Origin of the sequence: Maribacter antarcticus DSM 21422, assembly GCF_000621125.1 — a bacterium.
Lineage (GTDB): Bacteria > Bacteroidota > Bacteroidia > Flavobacteriales > Flavobacteriaceae > Maribacter > Maribacter antarcticus.
In genome coordinates, this window is sequence record NZ_JHZC01000019.1 from 52,249 (window position 1) to 67,610 (window position 15,362).

The window sequence follows — 15,362 nt, forward strand, 5'->3', positions numbered from 1 at the left end:
ATTGATTATGCACAAGTATAGGACTTATTCATTTTGTAATTTTATTTTCTAAGCTATCACATTTGTTTCTCATATCTTGTAGTACTGCATTGTATTCAGAATTATGTACTAGATTTTCCAATTGCTTTGGGTCTTTTTGCAAATCGTGTAAATACTCATACGGCGGATTTTGTTCATAATAGTTTGCATACACATATCGCTGTCCTCGAATGCCTACATACTTTGGAATTTTATCATGTTCCATTCTATGTTCACAAAGAAAATTGGTGCGCCAAGTTTCAATTTGTGTACTATTTAAAAAAGGCACAAGACTTTTTCCTTGGTAAAGTTTAGGTTGTAAGATTCCAGCTAGGTCCAGGATAGTTGCGGGAATATCAATATTTAGGGCAATTTCATCATTAGTGCGTTCGGTAGTATTTAAGGACACTCTTGGGTCATAAATAACCATAGGGATTCGGAGAGATTCTTCGTAATGAGACCATTTACCAGCAAAACCTCTATTTCCCATATAATAACCATTATCAGCAGAAAAAATAATAATAGTATTCTTATCAAGTCCATTTTCTTTAAGTGCATTTATTACGCGCTTCATTACATGGTCATACCCACTAATCATGCGATAATAAGCTCGCATATTCTCTTGATATTTTTCTTCGGTATCCCAACGCCAAAAAAACCGATCCCTATTAAGGGAATTTTTAAAAAATTCAGGATGATTTTCATAAATAGCAGAATCAAACAAGTCAGGCTTTGGTATTTTAATATTCTCGTACAGATGAGAAACTGCTTGCGGATAAGGATAGTGTCCTTTACTACCTGGGGTTAAATTAGAATCTACAGCATGTACAGCGTTAAAGCTAACTGATAGGCAAAACGGTTTTTCTTTGGATTGATTTTTAATAAATTGGACTGCTTCATCTCCTTTAATCTCGGTAGAGTGTCGTTTACTACCATTCGTAAGCTGCACAAAATGTGGCCCAGATTTTGGCGAAGGTTTATAAATGTCAAACATTTGTATAAGCATACTATCCGTTTCTTCAATTGAAACACCGAATTTTCCAATAAAACCCGTTTCGTATCCTGACTTTTTAAGCAAAAATGGATAGGAATTATCCATGAATTCAGTCTTAATGGGATTCTTGCCAAATGTATACGTATGCTTACTTTCATATAAGCCTGTAAGGATAGAGGCTCTACTTGCGGCACAAATGGAAGTGGTGACAAAAGCATTTGTAAATCGAATGCCGTTTTTAGCGAGATTATCTATCGTTGGAGTTTGTATAATCGGATGACCTGCACATGACATCATATCATTTCTTTGGTCATCAATTAGGAAAAATAAAATATTGGGTTTTTCTACTGTATTTTTTTTTGTAGCGTCACAAGCAATAAAGAGCAATGAAAATAGGAGCGACCAAAGGAGTACTTTTATTTTCATGTATCTTCTTTTTAATTACTTATCACGTTTAGTATAAAAGTAGTATCTTATTCAAATACAATTCCTTTTAGGATAGTAATATACTCAAAGTAAAACAAAAACGGTTTGCGTAAATGTTCAAACTGCTATTGCAGTTATACAGTGTTATCTGTTGGCTTTTTTCTTGATTAAAAAGAAGGCTTAATTATTGCTTTAAAATTTATGTTACCGTCTATTAAAATCAATCCTTCGTTACATATTGTTGTTTTAGTTCCTGCATGCTGTCATTTTGGTGTCCATTGATAAAAAATTCATTTTCAATTATAGGTGTTAATTTTACTATCGGAATAGGGCTTATTCTAATGATATTAGCCTTAAACATTCCTTGAATTTGAATCTTAGCGTTAATTCCTAAGATTAATCCCATGTCGTTTTTCTCAAAATGAAATCTAATATGTACCATCTTATTGCCTATTTCTCCTTCAGTTTTATAAATAGTATCAGATTTGAATTTTCCAGACCCTTTTTTCTAATAACCCCGCATTTTTTTTAGCTGATTTACACCTTCTTTTGACCTTAAAAAACCTGTCATATCAGCATGTCCATAATCAGCAAGTCCTTCGAAGTTTTGAATGCTCATTGCATTCGCAAAACACAAAACTGTTTCACTTGTTTTACGGCACTACTACTTGTGCAAACAGTAAAAAAAATATGGCGTGGTCATAGATGGGGTTGCGGTTTCTATTCGTAGTGATTATAGAGAAGGCTTTTTAACTATTGTAGAGAATATAAGTAAGAAGAGAGCTAGTTAAACCATAAAGAAAACTAGTTTTATTGAATCGTTTATTGAAGCTAACCTTAGGTGTTTTATAATATAAGAAGCGAAAGCTAGTATGTTATCAAACACATTGTTAGCGGGTTTTTTTCTGAACACTTTATATCTATTTCCATTAGAGGCTTATTTTGATTCGTTATATCCCCCCCCTTCTGTTTAATACTCGTATGCCTTATTTTAACGCTAGTAATGCCCAAACCGGCTTATGATCGGAAAGGTTTTTTTTCATTTCAACGATATTACCATCCATGGCTCTGATTTTAGCGGTATTGTACATAATGTGATCAATGACTTTTCCACTCCCATTTTCTTCAGGTTTTAGAGCATTGTGTGTATTTAGTTTTGTACAATCAATACCCAACTCCGTCCAGCTTACATCTAGCCCAATATCTATAAACATTTTATGATACTGGTTTACGGCGTTGGTATTTGTTGGTATAAAATTAAAATCGCCCGCAACAACTGATAGCTCTTTGTTTTGTCTTTCTTTTAGATAATCTACAAAGGTCTGGATTTTGTTATTTGTTTCATCAAAATGGGCCTGACCTCTTGTAGCAAAAGGAAAATGAACCGAATAAATTACAAACTCCGTATGATTAACCTTCATTTTTGCACGGGTTGCCGAATGAAGAGTATCTGCCATTAAAACCTCTTCATAATTGTATAAAGGTATGCGGCTGGCGATGGTTTTATATTTGTCTTTGTGACCGGCAGTTGAATATTTACCTATCAAAATATGATTCAGACCCATAACTGAACCAACTTCTTTTGTCCAGCCACCGCCAGGTGCTTCCGAAAAACAAACAACATCAAAATCATAGCCTTTCAATGCTTTACCAATTTCGATGGCCGATGCATTTTTACTAAATTCCACATTATATGCAGCCACTTTTATTTGGATTGCATTTTCTTTCTTATTTTGTTTTTGCGATGACTTATTTCCACACGAGAAAGTAAGAAAAGCTGTAAGTACTAAAAACAGTATTCTCATAGTTTTAATTTTCTTTAAATATCTAATTTGAAATATTGTGTACGCAATAATAGGGCTTAAGCTTTCATTCTGCAATTGATGATATAGTTGCCATCACAAAAAAATAGTAGAAGGGTCTTACCTCTTATTCGCATTCTATTATTTTGCCTACTCCTATCATCTTTAACGTTTGGCAGTGAAAAGAACGGAATTGATTCATATTTTGTCTCTGTTTATTCATGAGCAGACACTTCTAAATTAACCGTTAACATTTGTATAAATATACCTTGGTATGTTGATACTCCAAATAAGAGGAATATTCGTGCCTGTAGGTATATTTCTATTTTGTATTCCAAGATACAAAAGCAAATAGAAAGAATCGAACTAAAAATACCGGGAGATAAGCGTTCCTGGTTATGGGGAAGGTAGAAAAACCTCAAAACCAAAAAGAGTCCAGCCTTTTGGACTGGACTCTTTTACGAGAACACTATATGAAAATGAAAAAAATTATGTAGCTAATTATAAAGTAAATATATTACTCCTTTAGGGTCCTGTATAGTTATTGTTGTCAATGCTGTTGTTTTTGTGGTGTGCCGCTTCATTTTTGTTATTTACCTTTAAATTAACCGCAAGATTCTTATAGAATAGCGATATTTATGGCAGAATGACACTCTATCAAAATAGTATCATATTAATTAGGATCGTAAACTATAGTACCCTATGCAGCAGTTAGAAAGATTGGCAGAATTTAAGAAATCGGTAAACAATAAATTTAATGTTTATAATAGCCTGTTCCTTAATTTACCCTATAGAAATATAGATAACGTGGGGATGCTTATTCCCTTGCTTATGGATCAATCCCAAAAAGGGTTAAAGGCAGGTCTAAACCCCAAAGAAATCTTAGAAGCTTTTTTTGAGAATTTTGCGGAGATAGAAACTGAGAAAGAGCGAATAGATTTTATGTTTCGTATTATACAGTATGTAGAACGGCAAGTGGTTTTATATGATAGTGTAGAAGATGCGGCTTTCCCTAAATTGCACAAGCACAGTAGTTCATTATCCTTAAAGGACTATTTTCAATTGATAGATAACAATAATGATTGGGATTCTATTTTGGATAAGCTCAATAGCTTTAGTGCCCGTATTGTCCTAACCGCACACCCAACACAATTCTATACTCCAGCTGTATTAGATATCATCACGAATTTAAGAACATTGATTCTGGAGGACAGAATAGACGAAATAGACGTGGTATTACAGCAATTGGGACTTACTTCTTTGGTCAATGCCAAAAAGCCTACTCCGTTGGACGAAGCCAAGAATATTATCTACACCTTACGGCATGTATATTATGACGCTATCGGCGATATGTATGCCTATATCAAAGGCAGTGCTGGTAACCAGAAATTTGAGAATCACGATATCGTTAAACTTGGTTTTTGGCCCGGAGGCGATAGGGACGGGAATCCGTTCGTAACTGCAGATATTACTAAAGATGTGGTGAACGAGCTACGCGTTACGCTTATGAAGTGCTACTATAACGATTTAAAAGGGCTGCAGAATAAATTAACGTTTAGAGAGGTGCAAGAACCCATAAATAAATTACGTGGTAACCTATATATGGCCATGTTTGATCCTAGTAAAGACGTTGGGTACGAAGATATCATTGGCCCCTTAAACCAAATACGCGAGGCTTTGGTCCATAAGTACCATAACTTGTATTTAAAGGAGCTAGATTTGTATATCGATAAGGTAAAAATCTTTAAAACGCATTTTGCTACGATTGATATCCGTCAGGACCATAGCATGCATACCAAGGTGATGAACGCCGTTTTGCTTAAGAACGGTTTTATCAAGGCTGATGTGAACGAGTTATCCGAGGCCGAATTGATTGATATCCTGATGCATAAAAATATCGTTCTTAATGCCAATGATTACGACGAGGAAATCGTAAAAGACACTATAAAGAACGTTTCACAACTGGCCGATATTCAAGCAAAGAATGGAGAACAAGGCTGTAATAGGTACATTATTAGTAATTCAGAAGATGTGTTTAGTATGTTGTACGTTTATGCGCTTTTTAGATGGTGCGGATGGGCAGACAAGGAAATTACCTTTGATATTGTACCGCTTTTTGAAACAATGAATGGAATGGACAATGCGGAGGCAACTATGCAACAGCTGTTCAGTTTAAAGGAGTACAGAAAACATTTAGAACAAAGGGCAAATAAGCAGACGATAATGCTTGGGTTTTCCGATGGTACCAAGGACGGTGGCTATCTAAAAGCGAACTGGTCTATCTTAAAGACTAAGGAAGAACTCTCCGAAGTTTGTGCAAAGAATGACATCGCTGCAATTTTCTTTGATGGTAGAGGAGGACCCCCAGCAAGGGGTGGTGGAAAAACACACCGCTTTTATGCTGCCCAAACAAATAAGGTAGCCAATAACGAAATCCAACTTACCATACAAGGCCAGACGATTACCAGTACCTACGGTACTAAGGAGCAGTTTATATACAATAGTGAACAACTGTTAACTGCGGGACTTTCAAATACGATATTAGGAAAAGAGATTACGATTTCTGAAGAAGCCAGAACCTTGATAGAAGAACTCTCCGAACTCAGTTTCGCCAAATACGATGCGTTAAAGCATCATGATAAGTTTATGTCGTATTTGGAGAATATGAGTACTTTAAAATACTATACCAAAGCAAATATTGGAAGTAGACCTGGAAAACGAGGGAACAAAGCCAAGTTGGAACTTTCAGATCTTAGGGCGATATCTTTTGTAGGGTCCTGGAGCCAGTTAAAACAAAACGTCCCTGGTTATTTTGGTATTGGATCGGCTCTACAAGCAATCGCTAACGAGGGTAGGTTTGAAGAGGCAAAGAAAGTATATGATGAGGTGCCTTTTTTCCAAGCATTGATGTTAAATAGTATGATGAGCCTATCCAAATGCTACTTTGAGCTTACTAGCTATATGAAGGAGAATAAAGAGTATGGTGCATTTTGGGAAATATTACACGAGGAATACCAACTTTCCAAAAAGATGCTCTTAGAACTTTCGGGTATGGAAATTTTGATGGAGAAGGAAGCTATTTCTAGGGAATCTATAAAAATTAGAGAAAATATTGTACTCCCATTATTGGTCATACAGCAGTATGCCTTGCAGAAAATTGGAGAAGGTAACACGCATAAGGATTTGTATGAGAAAATTGTGACCAGGTCCCTATATGGTAATATTAATGCGAGTAGGAATTCGGCCTAAGCATAGGTGACGAATTTTGCCGGTGTCAATTATAGGATACTGCACATAAAAGAGCCCAAGCAATATCATGTTTAGGCTCTTTTAGTATTCGCTACAAATTTTTTTATTGCGTATTCGTAGTGCTTAGAAGCGAATAAAACGTTTTTATACCATAAGCTATTTGTCCTATTCTAAGGTTTTCATTGGGACTGTGTTGGTTATTGTCAGGATTTACCATAGGTATGAGAAAGGCTGGTATTTTTAACTCATTTATAAATGGCGCAATGGGAACCGTGCCGCCCATAGTCCGTATCTGTACGACATCATCTTCAAAAGTCTCTTGTAGTGTTTTTACAATGAACTTGCCGTAGGGGTTGTTCAAGTCTGTTCTAAAAGCATCCGTTACAGAACCTTCCATTACCATCATAATTTTATCGTGCGCCATACGCTCTTCTTTTGTAGGTGCCATGGTGGTGATATAAAAACCCTCTTTTTCGATATGTTTTTTGACAAGGTTTTTCAATCGAGTACCATCGGTTTCGGGTACTAATCTCAAATCTAATTCTGCTGTAGCGGTTGCAGGTACAATAGTTCTCGCTTTTTCTCCAATCCATCCGGAACCTAGTCCTCTAATATTTAAACTGGGGTATTGAAGCGCTTCTTGGTAGAATGCGCCCACCTTTTCTGGAGTTTTAAACTGTAGTTTTTCTGAAATTTCCGTGTCGTTTTCTGGCACACTTTTTAGGATATTCTGTGTAGTATCATCTAAGGAAATGCCCTCATAATAACCAGGTATTACAACGCGACCTTCAGTATCTTTCATACTAGCCAATGCCTGGGCTAATTGGAAGCCTGGATTTGGGGCGTAATTGCCATAGTGTCCACTATGCTGAGGTTTTATAGGACCAAAAGTGGTAAGGGATACACTAGTTATACCGCGGCAACCGTACACTACCGTTGGTTTTCCCGAGGGATGCACCGGTCCGTCGCTTATGACCAGAAAATCTGCCATTAATAATTCTTTGTAGGTACGGACTGCTTTTGGTAAGGGCTTACTACTTTTTTCCTCTTCGCTATCTAAAATCACCTTTATATTAAAAGACAGCTCTTTGCTATTTTTCTTTAGTAAGTCGATGGCATTCAGAAACATTACAATAGGTCCTTTATCATCTGAAGTTGACCGGCCAAATAAGCGCCAATCGTAGTTTATATCCGTGTCAAGTTCTGCAAAATCTTCAGTTTTCCATTGGTCTCCATCCATAGATTTTAGGACTGTCTCGTAGGGATTGTCCTGATTCCATTTTGAAGGGTCTACGGATTGTCCATCCAAGTGCATGTACAACAAGATGGTCGGTTTGGTATCGTCCATGGGCAAAGCTGCAAAGAATAAGGGAAGGTTGTCGGTTTCCAAAATAGAAGTATTAAAACCTCTTTGGTTGAATTTATCGCGTAACCACATAAGATTACGGTCAATATCGTCTGGATTTAGTGCATCGTTAGGGAGCGCTACAAACTGCCGTAATTCGTCAATGCTATGACGTACGTATGATTTTAATTCCTCAGGTGTTTGTGCGTTGGTAAATGTTGTGAATACAAGGACAAATAGAATACGCCAATAGTTTTTCATGAGTTGTATTTTGAATATTGAAAAGTAAGGATAAAAGATAGAATGTTATGCCCCAAGCTATTTTTTTAAAAAAGATGGTACTCCTTTTCTGATGAGGAGCAGAAAAGGAAACCCTTGAAATAACAAATCAAACCAATCCATGGCTTCCATGACAACGGCACCGCCTGCTACCCCGTTTAGTTTGCCCCATAAATGGGGTTCAGGAAAAAGGGTGCCAAGCCCCGTGTAAGGCATAGTAGAATTATTAATTTCCAATTGTTCAAAAACGCTATCATTAGGGTCTTATGGTCGTTATAAAAGATGGGATTTCTTCAACTCCATGCTTTGTTAAGTGTTTAATAAAAGCAGAACCAATAATAGCACCTTTAGTATCTTTGGTCGCTGCCTGAAAAGTTTCTGAATCTTTAATACCAAAACCTACGATTTGTGGGTTATCGAGTTCCATCCCCGCAATACGTTCAAAATAACGTCCTTGTTCGTTACCGAAGCCCGATTTTGAACCCGTAACGCTGGCTGAACTTACCATATAAATAAAGCCGTCCGATGCTGCATCAATTTGCCGTATACGTTCATTACTTGTTTGGGGCGTTATCAAGAATACGTTTATCAAGCCGTATTTTTTAAAAATAGATTCGTATTCCGCTTGATATACATCTAAAGGAAGGTCTGGCATTATAATACCGTCAATCCCAATGTCATTGCATCTTTTACAAAAGGCTTCTACGCCATATTGGAGCATGGGGTTGAAATATCCCATGACGATAAGTGGTATACGAACTGTTTTACGAATGTCTTTTAATTGATTAAATAGTTCCTCGGAAGTCATGCCATTTTTTAAGGCAGCTGTGGAGCTTTCCTGTATAGTAGGCCCATCTGCCAAGGGGTCGCTGAACGGTAATCCGATTTCAATCATATCTACCCCATTTTTTTCCAAATCTTGAATGATCTTAACGGTGTCGTTCAATGCTGGGTAGCCTGCCGTGAAGTAGATAGATAGGAGTTTTCCTTCGGAGTTTAGTTTTTGGTTTATTCTGTTCATGAAAAATAAATTAAGCTTATAGCTTGAAGTAGTCTATATACGTCTGTAAATCTTTATCTCCGCGTCCTGAAAGGCTGATGACCACAATATCATCCGGTTTAAATTTTTTATGTGAAAAAATAGCAAATGCATGTCCGGTTTCTATTGCTGGAATAATACCTTCCAATTGCGAAAGTTCTAATCCAGCGGTCATGGCCTCATCATCCGTAGCGGAATAAAATTCAGCGCGACCGGATTTGTATAAATGAGAATGCATGGGCCCCACACCAGGATAATCCAAACCAGCAGAAATAGAGTAGGGTTCGGTTATTTGTCCGTCTACTGTTTGCATCAACATCGTTTTGCACCCGTGGATGATACCTACTTTACCTAATGCTGAAGTTGCGGCACTTTCTCCGGTATTCACTCCTTTTCCGGCAGCTTCAACGGCAATGATTCCTACTTCGGGTTCGTCTAAGAAGTGATGGTAGGTTCCGGCAGCATTACTACCACCACCAATACAGGCCACTATATAATCTGGATTTTCTCGACCTTCTTTTTCTTTTAATTGCCATTTGATTTCTTCAGAAATGACCGACTGAAATCGTGTAACCATATCTGGGTAGGGGTGTGGTCCAATAGCAGATCCAATAATATAGTGGGTATCTACCGGATTATTTATCCAATCGCGTATGGCCTCGTTTGTAGCATCTTTTAAGGTTTTACTTCCAGAAAGTGCCGGTCGCACTTCCGCGCCCAGCATTTTCATACGCGCCACGTTTGGTGCCTGTCTGGCGATATCTTTTTCACCCATGTATACGATGCACTTCAGTCCCATTAAGGCACAAACAGTTGCGGTTGCTACCCCGTGCTGCCCAGCACCTGTTTCTGCAATAATACGGGTTTTACCCAGTTTTTTGGCTACGAGAATCTGCCCTATGGTATTGTTTATCTTATGTGCGCCAGTATGGTTAAGATCTTCTCTTTTCAAATATACTCTGGTATTATATTTTTCTGAAAGTCGGTTTGCAAAATAGAGTGGCGACGGCCTACCCACGTAATCTTTAAGCAACTGGTTGAACTCTTTCTGAAAAGAATCTTCGTACATGATTTCCAAATAATGTTGGCGTAATTCTTCTACATTGGGGTACAACATTTCTGGTATAAATGCGCCTCCAAACTCGCCATAATATCCTTTTTCGTCTGCGTGGAAACCACCCATCTGATTTTTTCTTTTTTCTTTTTCCATTTTTCTTATTTCTTTTCCTCCTAGCAAAGAGGGATTTAGTGAGGTGTATACACACCTTTTATTCTTATTATTTTGTGGGTAATAGTTGATAAAACTCTTTTAAATCCTCGATTTTTTTTAATCCTGGTTCTATTTCAAATTTACTATTTATGTCAATAGCATGGCAGTAGATACTCTCCGATTTTTTTGAAAATTCTTTTAATGCCTCTGTTTCTTCCAAACCAATACCGCCACTTAAAAAGTATGGTTTTTTAGATGGATATTTATCCAATACACTCCAGTCAAAAACATATCCGTTTCCTCCTGGCAACTTGCCCTTGGTGTCGAATAAATAAAAATCACATACATCCTCGTATGTTTTCAACACATCAAAATTAAAGTTATCCTTTATGGAAAAAACTTTAATAATTTTTATGTGGGGAATCTCCTTTTTAAGCCTTTGACAATAGTCTGAGGATTCTTTTCCATGAAGCTGTACCAGTAGCAATTGGAACTTTTCTACCAAACGTTTTACCTCTAGAATATCTGCATCAACAAACACACCCACTTTTTTTATACTGTGGGGAAGTGCAGGCATATTTCCCTCAAAATTACGTTTAGATGTATCCCAAAAAATAAAACCTAAGTAATCTGGAAATAGTGCAGCTACTTCGGTGGTGTTTTTGTTCATGCCACATACTTTTAGCTTAAAAGGCTTTCTCCCTTTTCCTACTTCGTTTTTGTCTTTCTTAGAATAATAGTAGTCCACGGTTTACTTTATTTTTTTAATAAATTCAGCAGCACTTCTGCCTGGATTATCGGTCTTCATGAAATTTTCCCCTATCAGGAAACCTTGATACCCGTATGGCTTTAACTCTTGAATGGCCTCAATGGAGCTAATACCGCTTTCAGAGACCTTTACAAAATCGTTCGGAATTAATTCAGAAAGGATTTTGCTCGTCTCTATGCTAACGCTAAACGTTTTTAAGTCCCTGTTATTAACGCCCAATATATCCAAACTTGGCATTACGGATTTATGTAATTCTTCTTCATTATGAACTTCCAACAGCACTTCCAAATCTAGACCTTTCGCAAATTCGGAAAGGGTTTTTATTTCTTGCCGAGATAAAACTGCTGCAATTAATAAAATAACATCGGCTCCATAAGCCTTGGCTTCCAAAAGCTGGTATTCATCTATTATAAATTCTTTTCGTAAAAGCGGCATGGGTACACAGGCTCTAGCTAAAAGTAAATCCTCTAAAGAACCTCCAAAATATTTGATATCCGTTAGCACGCTCATACCACAAACGCCAGCTTTTTGGTAGCCTTTTGCCACTTCCCCAATATTGGTGTTCTGATTGATAGTGTCCTTTGAGGGCGAACGCCTTTTATGTTCTGCAATAATACCTGTGTTGCTATTGCATAGTGCTTTTGCTAGAGAACCGCCTTTTCGGTCAAAAAGAACAGATTGCTCTAATTGTGAGGCGGGAATCAAGCTTTTTTTAAGCGTAACTTCTTTGTATTTATCTGCTATTATTTTTGCGAGTATATCCATATTTTGAGGGTCATTGAGAGCGTAGCGAAGTAATCTGTTGCAACATTGCTATATTTTCTTCGACTGCGTTCAGCATAATATTTTGTTTTAATTAGCACTCAATTCTTGTAATTTCTTCAGAGCCTTTAATCCTTTACCGCTTAATAAGGATTCCTTTGCTTTTTCAAAGCCCTCTTTTGGTGTTATACCTTCTACAGTCGCAATAGCAACTCCAGCGTTGGCGCAGACTACGTTATTTTGCGCTTCTGTTCCTTTTCCGTTGAGTACGCTCATGAAAATTTGGGCAGAATCAGCAATATCATCTCCTCCAACTATCGCCTCAGCATTAATTGGTGTTAATCCAAAATCTGAGGGTTTGATAATGGCTTCAGAACCGTTTGAAATCGTTTTAGTGTCTCCTGTTAGGCTAATTTCGTCATAACCGTCTAAGGCATGTAAAACGGTAAAATTCTTATCGGTATTCTGGTATAAATACCCGTACATTCTAGCGAGTTCTAGATTAAAGACGCCTACCATTTGATTTTTCGGGAAGGCTGGATTTACCATAGGGCCTAACATATTAAAAAAGGTCTTTACGGCCAGTTCCTTTCTAATAGGAGCCACATTTTTCATTGCTGGATGAAATAGCGGTGCATGCAACACACATATACCGGCTTCTTCAATAGATTTCGTTAAGAAGTCTGCTTCATTACTAAATTTGATCCCTAAAAATTCCATTACATTACTACTACCACATTTTGATGAAACCCCATAATTACCGTGTTTAGTTACTTTTATACCCGCTCCGGCAGTCACAAATGAGGACAAAGTAGAAATATTAAAAGTATCCTTGCCATCACCACCCGTTCCACATAAATCAATTGGATTATAGTCCGATAAATCTACCGCCAAACAAAGTTCCAATAAGGCATCACGGAAACCTTCTAATTCTTCAATCGTAACACTTCTCATCATGTATACCGTAAGAAATGCAGCTATCTGACTGGTATTGTAATCGCCTTTTGCAATATTTACTAATATCCGTTTCGCGTCTTGCTTCTCTAGAATTTCATGATTGATTAATCTATTTAGTGTTTCTTTCATAACTATTATACTTTTTCATTCCCATGAAGATGGGAATCTTTTTATTCTCTTAGGCTTACCTCTAAAACCTACCTTATCCAATTCCTCAAAATTTCTTTGCCTTCCGGTGTCAAAACTGACTCTGGGTGAAACTGTACCGCACGTATATCAAACTCCCTATGGCGCAGGGACATGATTTGTCCGTTTTCGTCAAAAGAAGTGGCCTCAAGACAAGCTGGTAAATCATGGTGTACGACCCAAGAATGGTACCTACCTACTTTAATTTCTTTTGGAAGGCCGTTAAATATATAGTCGTCCTGCGTAATTTTTATAGGTGTTGCCACACCGTGATATACTTGGTCTAAATTAGTAAGGCTGCCTCCAAATACTTCAGCTATCGCCTGTTGGCCTAAACAAACTCCAAAAATACGTTTGCGACCTGCATAGGTTTTTATAATACTTTTTAAAAGACCTGCCTCGTCCGGAATACCTGGACCAGGAGAAAGTACAATGCTCTCAAAAGCATCCACATCCTCCAGTGTTAATTGGTCGTTCCGTTTTACGAGAACTTCACAATCTAAATCTTCTAGATAGTGCACCAAGTTATAGGTGAAACTATCATAGTTGTCTATCATTAATATCCTCTGTCCCATTTAAATCGTTTCAGCAATTTCTAGGGCCTTGTTTAAAGCACCCAATTTATTATATGTTTCTTGTAATTCGTCTTCTGCATCCGAAGCTGCTACGAGCCCTGCACCAGCTTGGAAATGTAATTCATGGTTCTTGCTCAAAAAGGTTCTAATCATAATGGCATGGTTAAAATTCCCTTTAAAATCCATAAATCCTATTGCTCCGCCGTAATAACCACGACTGGTTTTTTCGTATTTTTCTATAAGCTGCATGGCTCTGTGTTTAGGTGCGCCACTTAAAGTGCCCGCGGGAAAGGTGTCTGCTACTATTTTTAGGGTAGAAATATCGGGTTTTTTAACACCGGTTACCTTAGAGACCAAATGAATTACATGCGAGAAATACTGTACTTCTCTGTAGGTATCTACCTGTACCATATTACCGTTTCTACTGAGGTCATTTCTAGCAAGATCTACCAACATAACATGCTCGCTGTTCTCTTTATCGTCTTGCGCCAGTTGTTTAGCAAGTTCGGCATCTTTTTCGTCGTTACCGGTTCTTTTGTAGGTGCCTGCGATGGGATGAATTTCTGCTTTTTCGTCTTTTACAATAATTTGTGCTTCTGGCGAACTTCCAAAAATCTTAAAATCACCATAATCAAAAAAGAATAGATATGGAGATGGATTTATAGAACGCAAAGCACGATATACGTTGAATTCATCACCTTTAAAACCTTGTGAAAAACGTTTTGAGAGTACGAGCTGAAAAACATCGCCGCGTTGACAATGTTTTTTTGCCAAGGCAACTTGTTCCTTAAACGCATTATCTTCAAGATTGGTCTTTACCGCACCTTCTTTGGAGAAATTGTAGGAGGCAAAGGTGCGAATCTTCAACACTTGTTCCAGTTCTGGAATGTTGTTGTCCGAGTCAAAGCAATGGGCAAAAAGATAGGCTTCGTTTTTAAAATGATTGATGGCGATAATGTTTTGGTACACCGCATAATACATATCTGGAATAGCTATCGAATTATCCTTTTTAGATATTTTTACATCTTCAAAATAGCGCACCGCGTCGTAAGCCATAAAACCGAACAAGCCGTTGGTGATGAACTTAAAATCCTGGTCGGCAACCTTAAACTGTTTACCAAAAGCATCAATCTCTTGCATTACATCAACCGTACCGGTTATTTGGATGGTCTCTTTATCCCCGTTTGGGAACTCTTTAGAAATCACTTCGTTTTCAACCTTTATAGAAGCAATGGGATTGCAACAGATATAGGAAAAACTATTATCGTTGGCGTGATAGTCGCTACTTTCCAATAATATACTATTGGGGAATCTGTCCCTTATTTTTAGGTAGACACTTACCGGAGTAATGGTATCCGCTAAAATCTTTTTATGATGGGTCTTTAGTTCAAATTGCATAGAACGAATTCTTTAATTTTATTTTGACCTAAGTCAAAATCTGTTTATTGGCTTGTAGGTTTTTGCTTTCAACCTAGTTTTAAAAGGATGTCCGCTATTTCGGAATTTAAAGTAAAAGGTGTCAATAAAAAAAGGCTTGTCGTGATGACAAGCCTTTATATTTTTTCAATAGGGACTGGTTCACGAATGTTGTCGTAAATTATTCCACCACCATATGTTGTTTGTTTTTCTCATTCAATCAAAGATAGAAAGGAATTTTAAAGCCACAAACTTTCTGTACCAAAAAATAAGAATCCTTTTGAAAATTTTTCAAAAGGATTCTTAAATATTATGCTTGTCAAGGACAATTAGTA

Annotated in this window: 13 protein-coding genes; 1 reads left to right on the forward strand and 12 read right to left on the reverse strand. The window is 37.3% G+C overall.

Annotated features, from left to right (window positions below; all coding sequences use genetic code 11):
- Positions 1-28: 28 nt before the first annotated feature.
- The 3 genes from Q360_RS23485 to Q360_RS0114675 all read right to left on the reverse strand — a co-directional run bounded on the left by Q360_RS23485 (position 29) and on the right by Q360_RS0114675 (position 3,243).
- Complete coding sequence (locus Q360_RS23485) at positions 29-1,438, reverse strand: sulfatase family protein (RefSeq protein ID WP_036196076.1); 1,410 nt, start codon at positions 1,436-1,438, stop codon at positions 29-31.
- Positions 1,439-1,658: 220 nt separating this feature from the next.
- On the reverse strand, positions 1,659-1,880 hold the full coding sequence (locus tag Q360_RS0114665; protein WP_027077755.1) for a hypothetical protein: 222 nt from the start codon (positions 1,878-1,880) through the stop codon (positions 1,659-1,661).
- 544 nt (positions 1,881-2,424) lie between these two features.
- On the reverse strand, positions 2,425-3,243 hold the full coding sequence (locus Q360_RS0114675) for an endonuclease/exonuclease/phosphatase family protein (protein WP_027077756.1): 819 nt from the start codon (positions 3,241-3,243) through the stop codon (positions 2,425-2,427).
- 699 nt (positions 3,244-3,942) lie between these two features.
- On the opposite strand from Q360_RS0114675, the gene Q360_RS0114680 reads away from it, so the two are divergent.
- Positions 3,943-6,489 carry a phosphoenolpyruvate carboxylase gene (locus Q360_RS0114680; RefSeq protein WP_027077757.1) on the forward strand — a complete coding sequence of 849 codons (2,547 nt, stop codon included), beginning with the start codon at positions 3,943-3,945 and terminating at the stop codon, positions 6,487-6,489.
- Between the two features lie 103 nt (positions 6,490-6,592).
- On the opposite strand, the gene Q360_RS0114685 is transcribed toward Q360_RS0114680, so the two are convergent.
- The 9 genes from Q360_RS0114685 to Q360_RS0114725 all read right to left on the reverse strand — a co-directional run bounded on the left by Q360_RS0114685 (position 6,593) and on the right by Q360_RS0114725 (position 15,009).
- Positions 6,593-8,095, reverse strand: coding sequence for a M20/M25/M40 family metallo-hydrolase (locus Q360_RS0114685; protein WP_027077758.1), 1,503 nt, complete (start codon positions 8,093-8,095; stop codon positions 6,593-6,595).
- Positions 8,096-8,152: 57 nt separating this feature from the next.
- A complete protein-coding gene (locus tag Q360_RS23490; protein WP_316931536.1) occupies positions 8,153-8,350 on the reverse strand; it encodes a hypothetical protein in 198 nt (65 codons plus the stop codon).
- A 19-nt stretch (positions 8,351-8,369) separates the two neighbouring features.
- Positions 8,370-9,134 carry a tryptophan synthase subunit alpha gene (gene trpA, locus Q360_RS0114695; protein ID WP_027077759.1) on the reverse strand — a complete coding sequence of 255 codons (765 nt, stop codon included), beginning with the start codon at positions 9,132-9,134 and terminating at the stop codon, positions 8,370-8,372.
- A 16-nt stretch (positions 9,135-9,150) separates the two neighbouring features.
- Complete coding sequence (trpB, locus tag Q360_RS0114700) at positions 9,151-10,362, reverse strand: tryptophan synthase subunit beta (protein WP_394331958.1); 1,212 nt, start codon at positions 10,360-10,362, stop codon at positions 9,151-9,153.
- 67 nt (positions 10,363-10,429) lie between these two features.
- Complete coding sequence (locus Q360_RS0114705; protein WP_027077761.1) at positions 10,430-11,032, reverse strand: phosphoribosylanthranilate isomerase; 603 nt, start codon at positions 11,030-11,032, stop codon at positions 10,430-10,432.
- An 81-nt stretch (positions 11,033-11,113) separates the two neighbouring features.
- Positions 11,114-11,896 carry an indole-3-glycerol phosphate synthase TrpC gene (gene trpC / locus Q360_RS0114710; RefSeq protein ID WP_027077762.1) on the reverse strand — a complete coding sequence of 261 codons (783 nt, stop codon included), beginning with the start codon at positions 11,894-11,896 and terminating at the stop codon, positions 11,114-11,116.
- Between the two features lie 87 nt (positions 11,897-11,983).
- Complete coding sequence (gene trpD, locus Q360_RS0114715; RefSeq protein WP_027077763.1) at positions 11,984-12,979, reverse strand: anthranilate phosphoribosyltransferase; 996 nt, start codon at positions 12,977-12,979, stop codon at positions 11,984-11,986.
- Positions 12,980-13,047: 68 nt separating this feature from the next.
- Positions 13,048-13,611: an anthranilate synthase component II gene (locus tag Q360_RS0114720; protein WP_027077764.1), complete on the reverse strand. Its 564-nt coding sequence runs from the start codon at positions 13,609-13,611 to the stop codon at positions 13,048-13,050.
- Positions 13,612-15,009: an anthranilate synthase component I family protein gene (locus Q360_RS0114725; protein ID WP_027077765.1), complete on the reverse strand. Its 1,398-nt coding sequence runs from the start codon at positions 15,007-15,009 to the stop codon at positions 13,612-13,614.
- Positions 15,010-15,362: the final 353 nt, after the last annotated feature.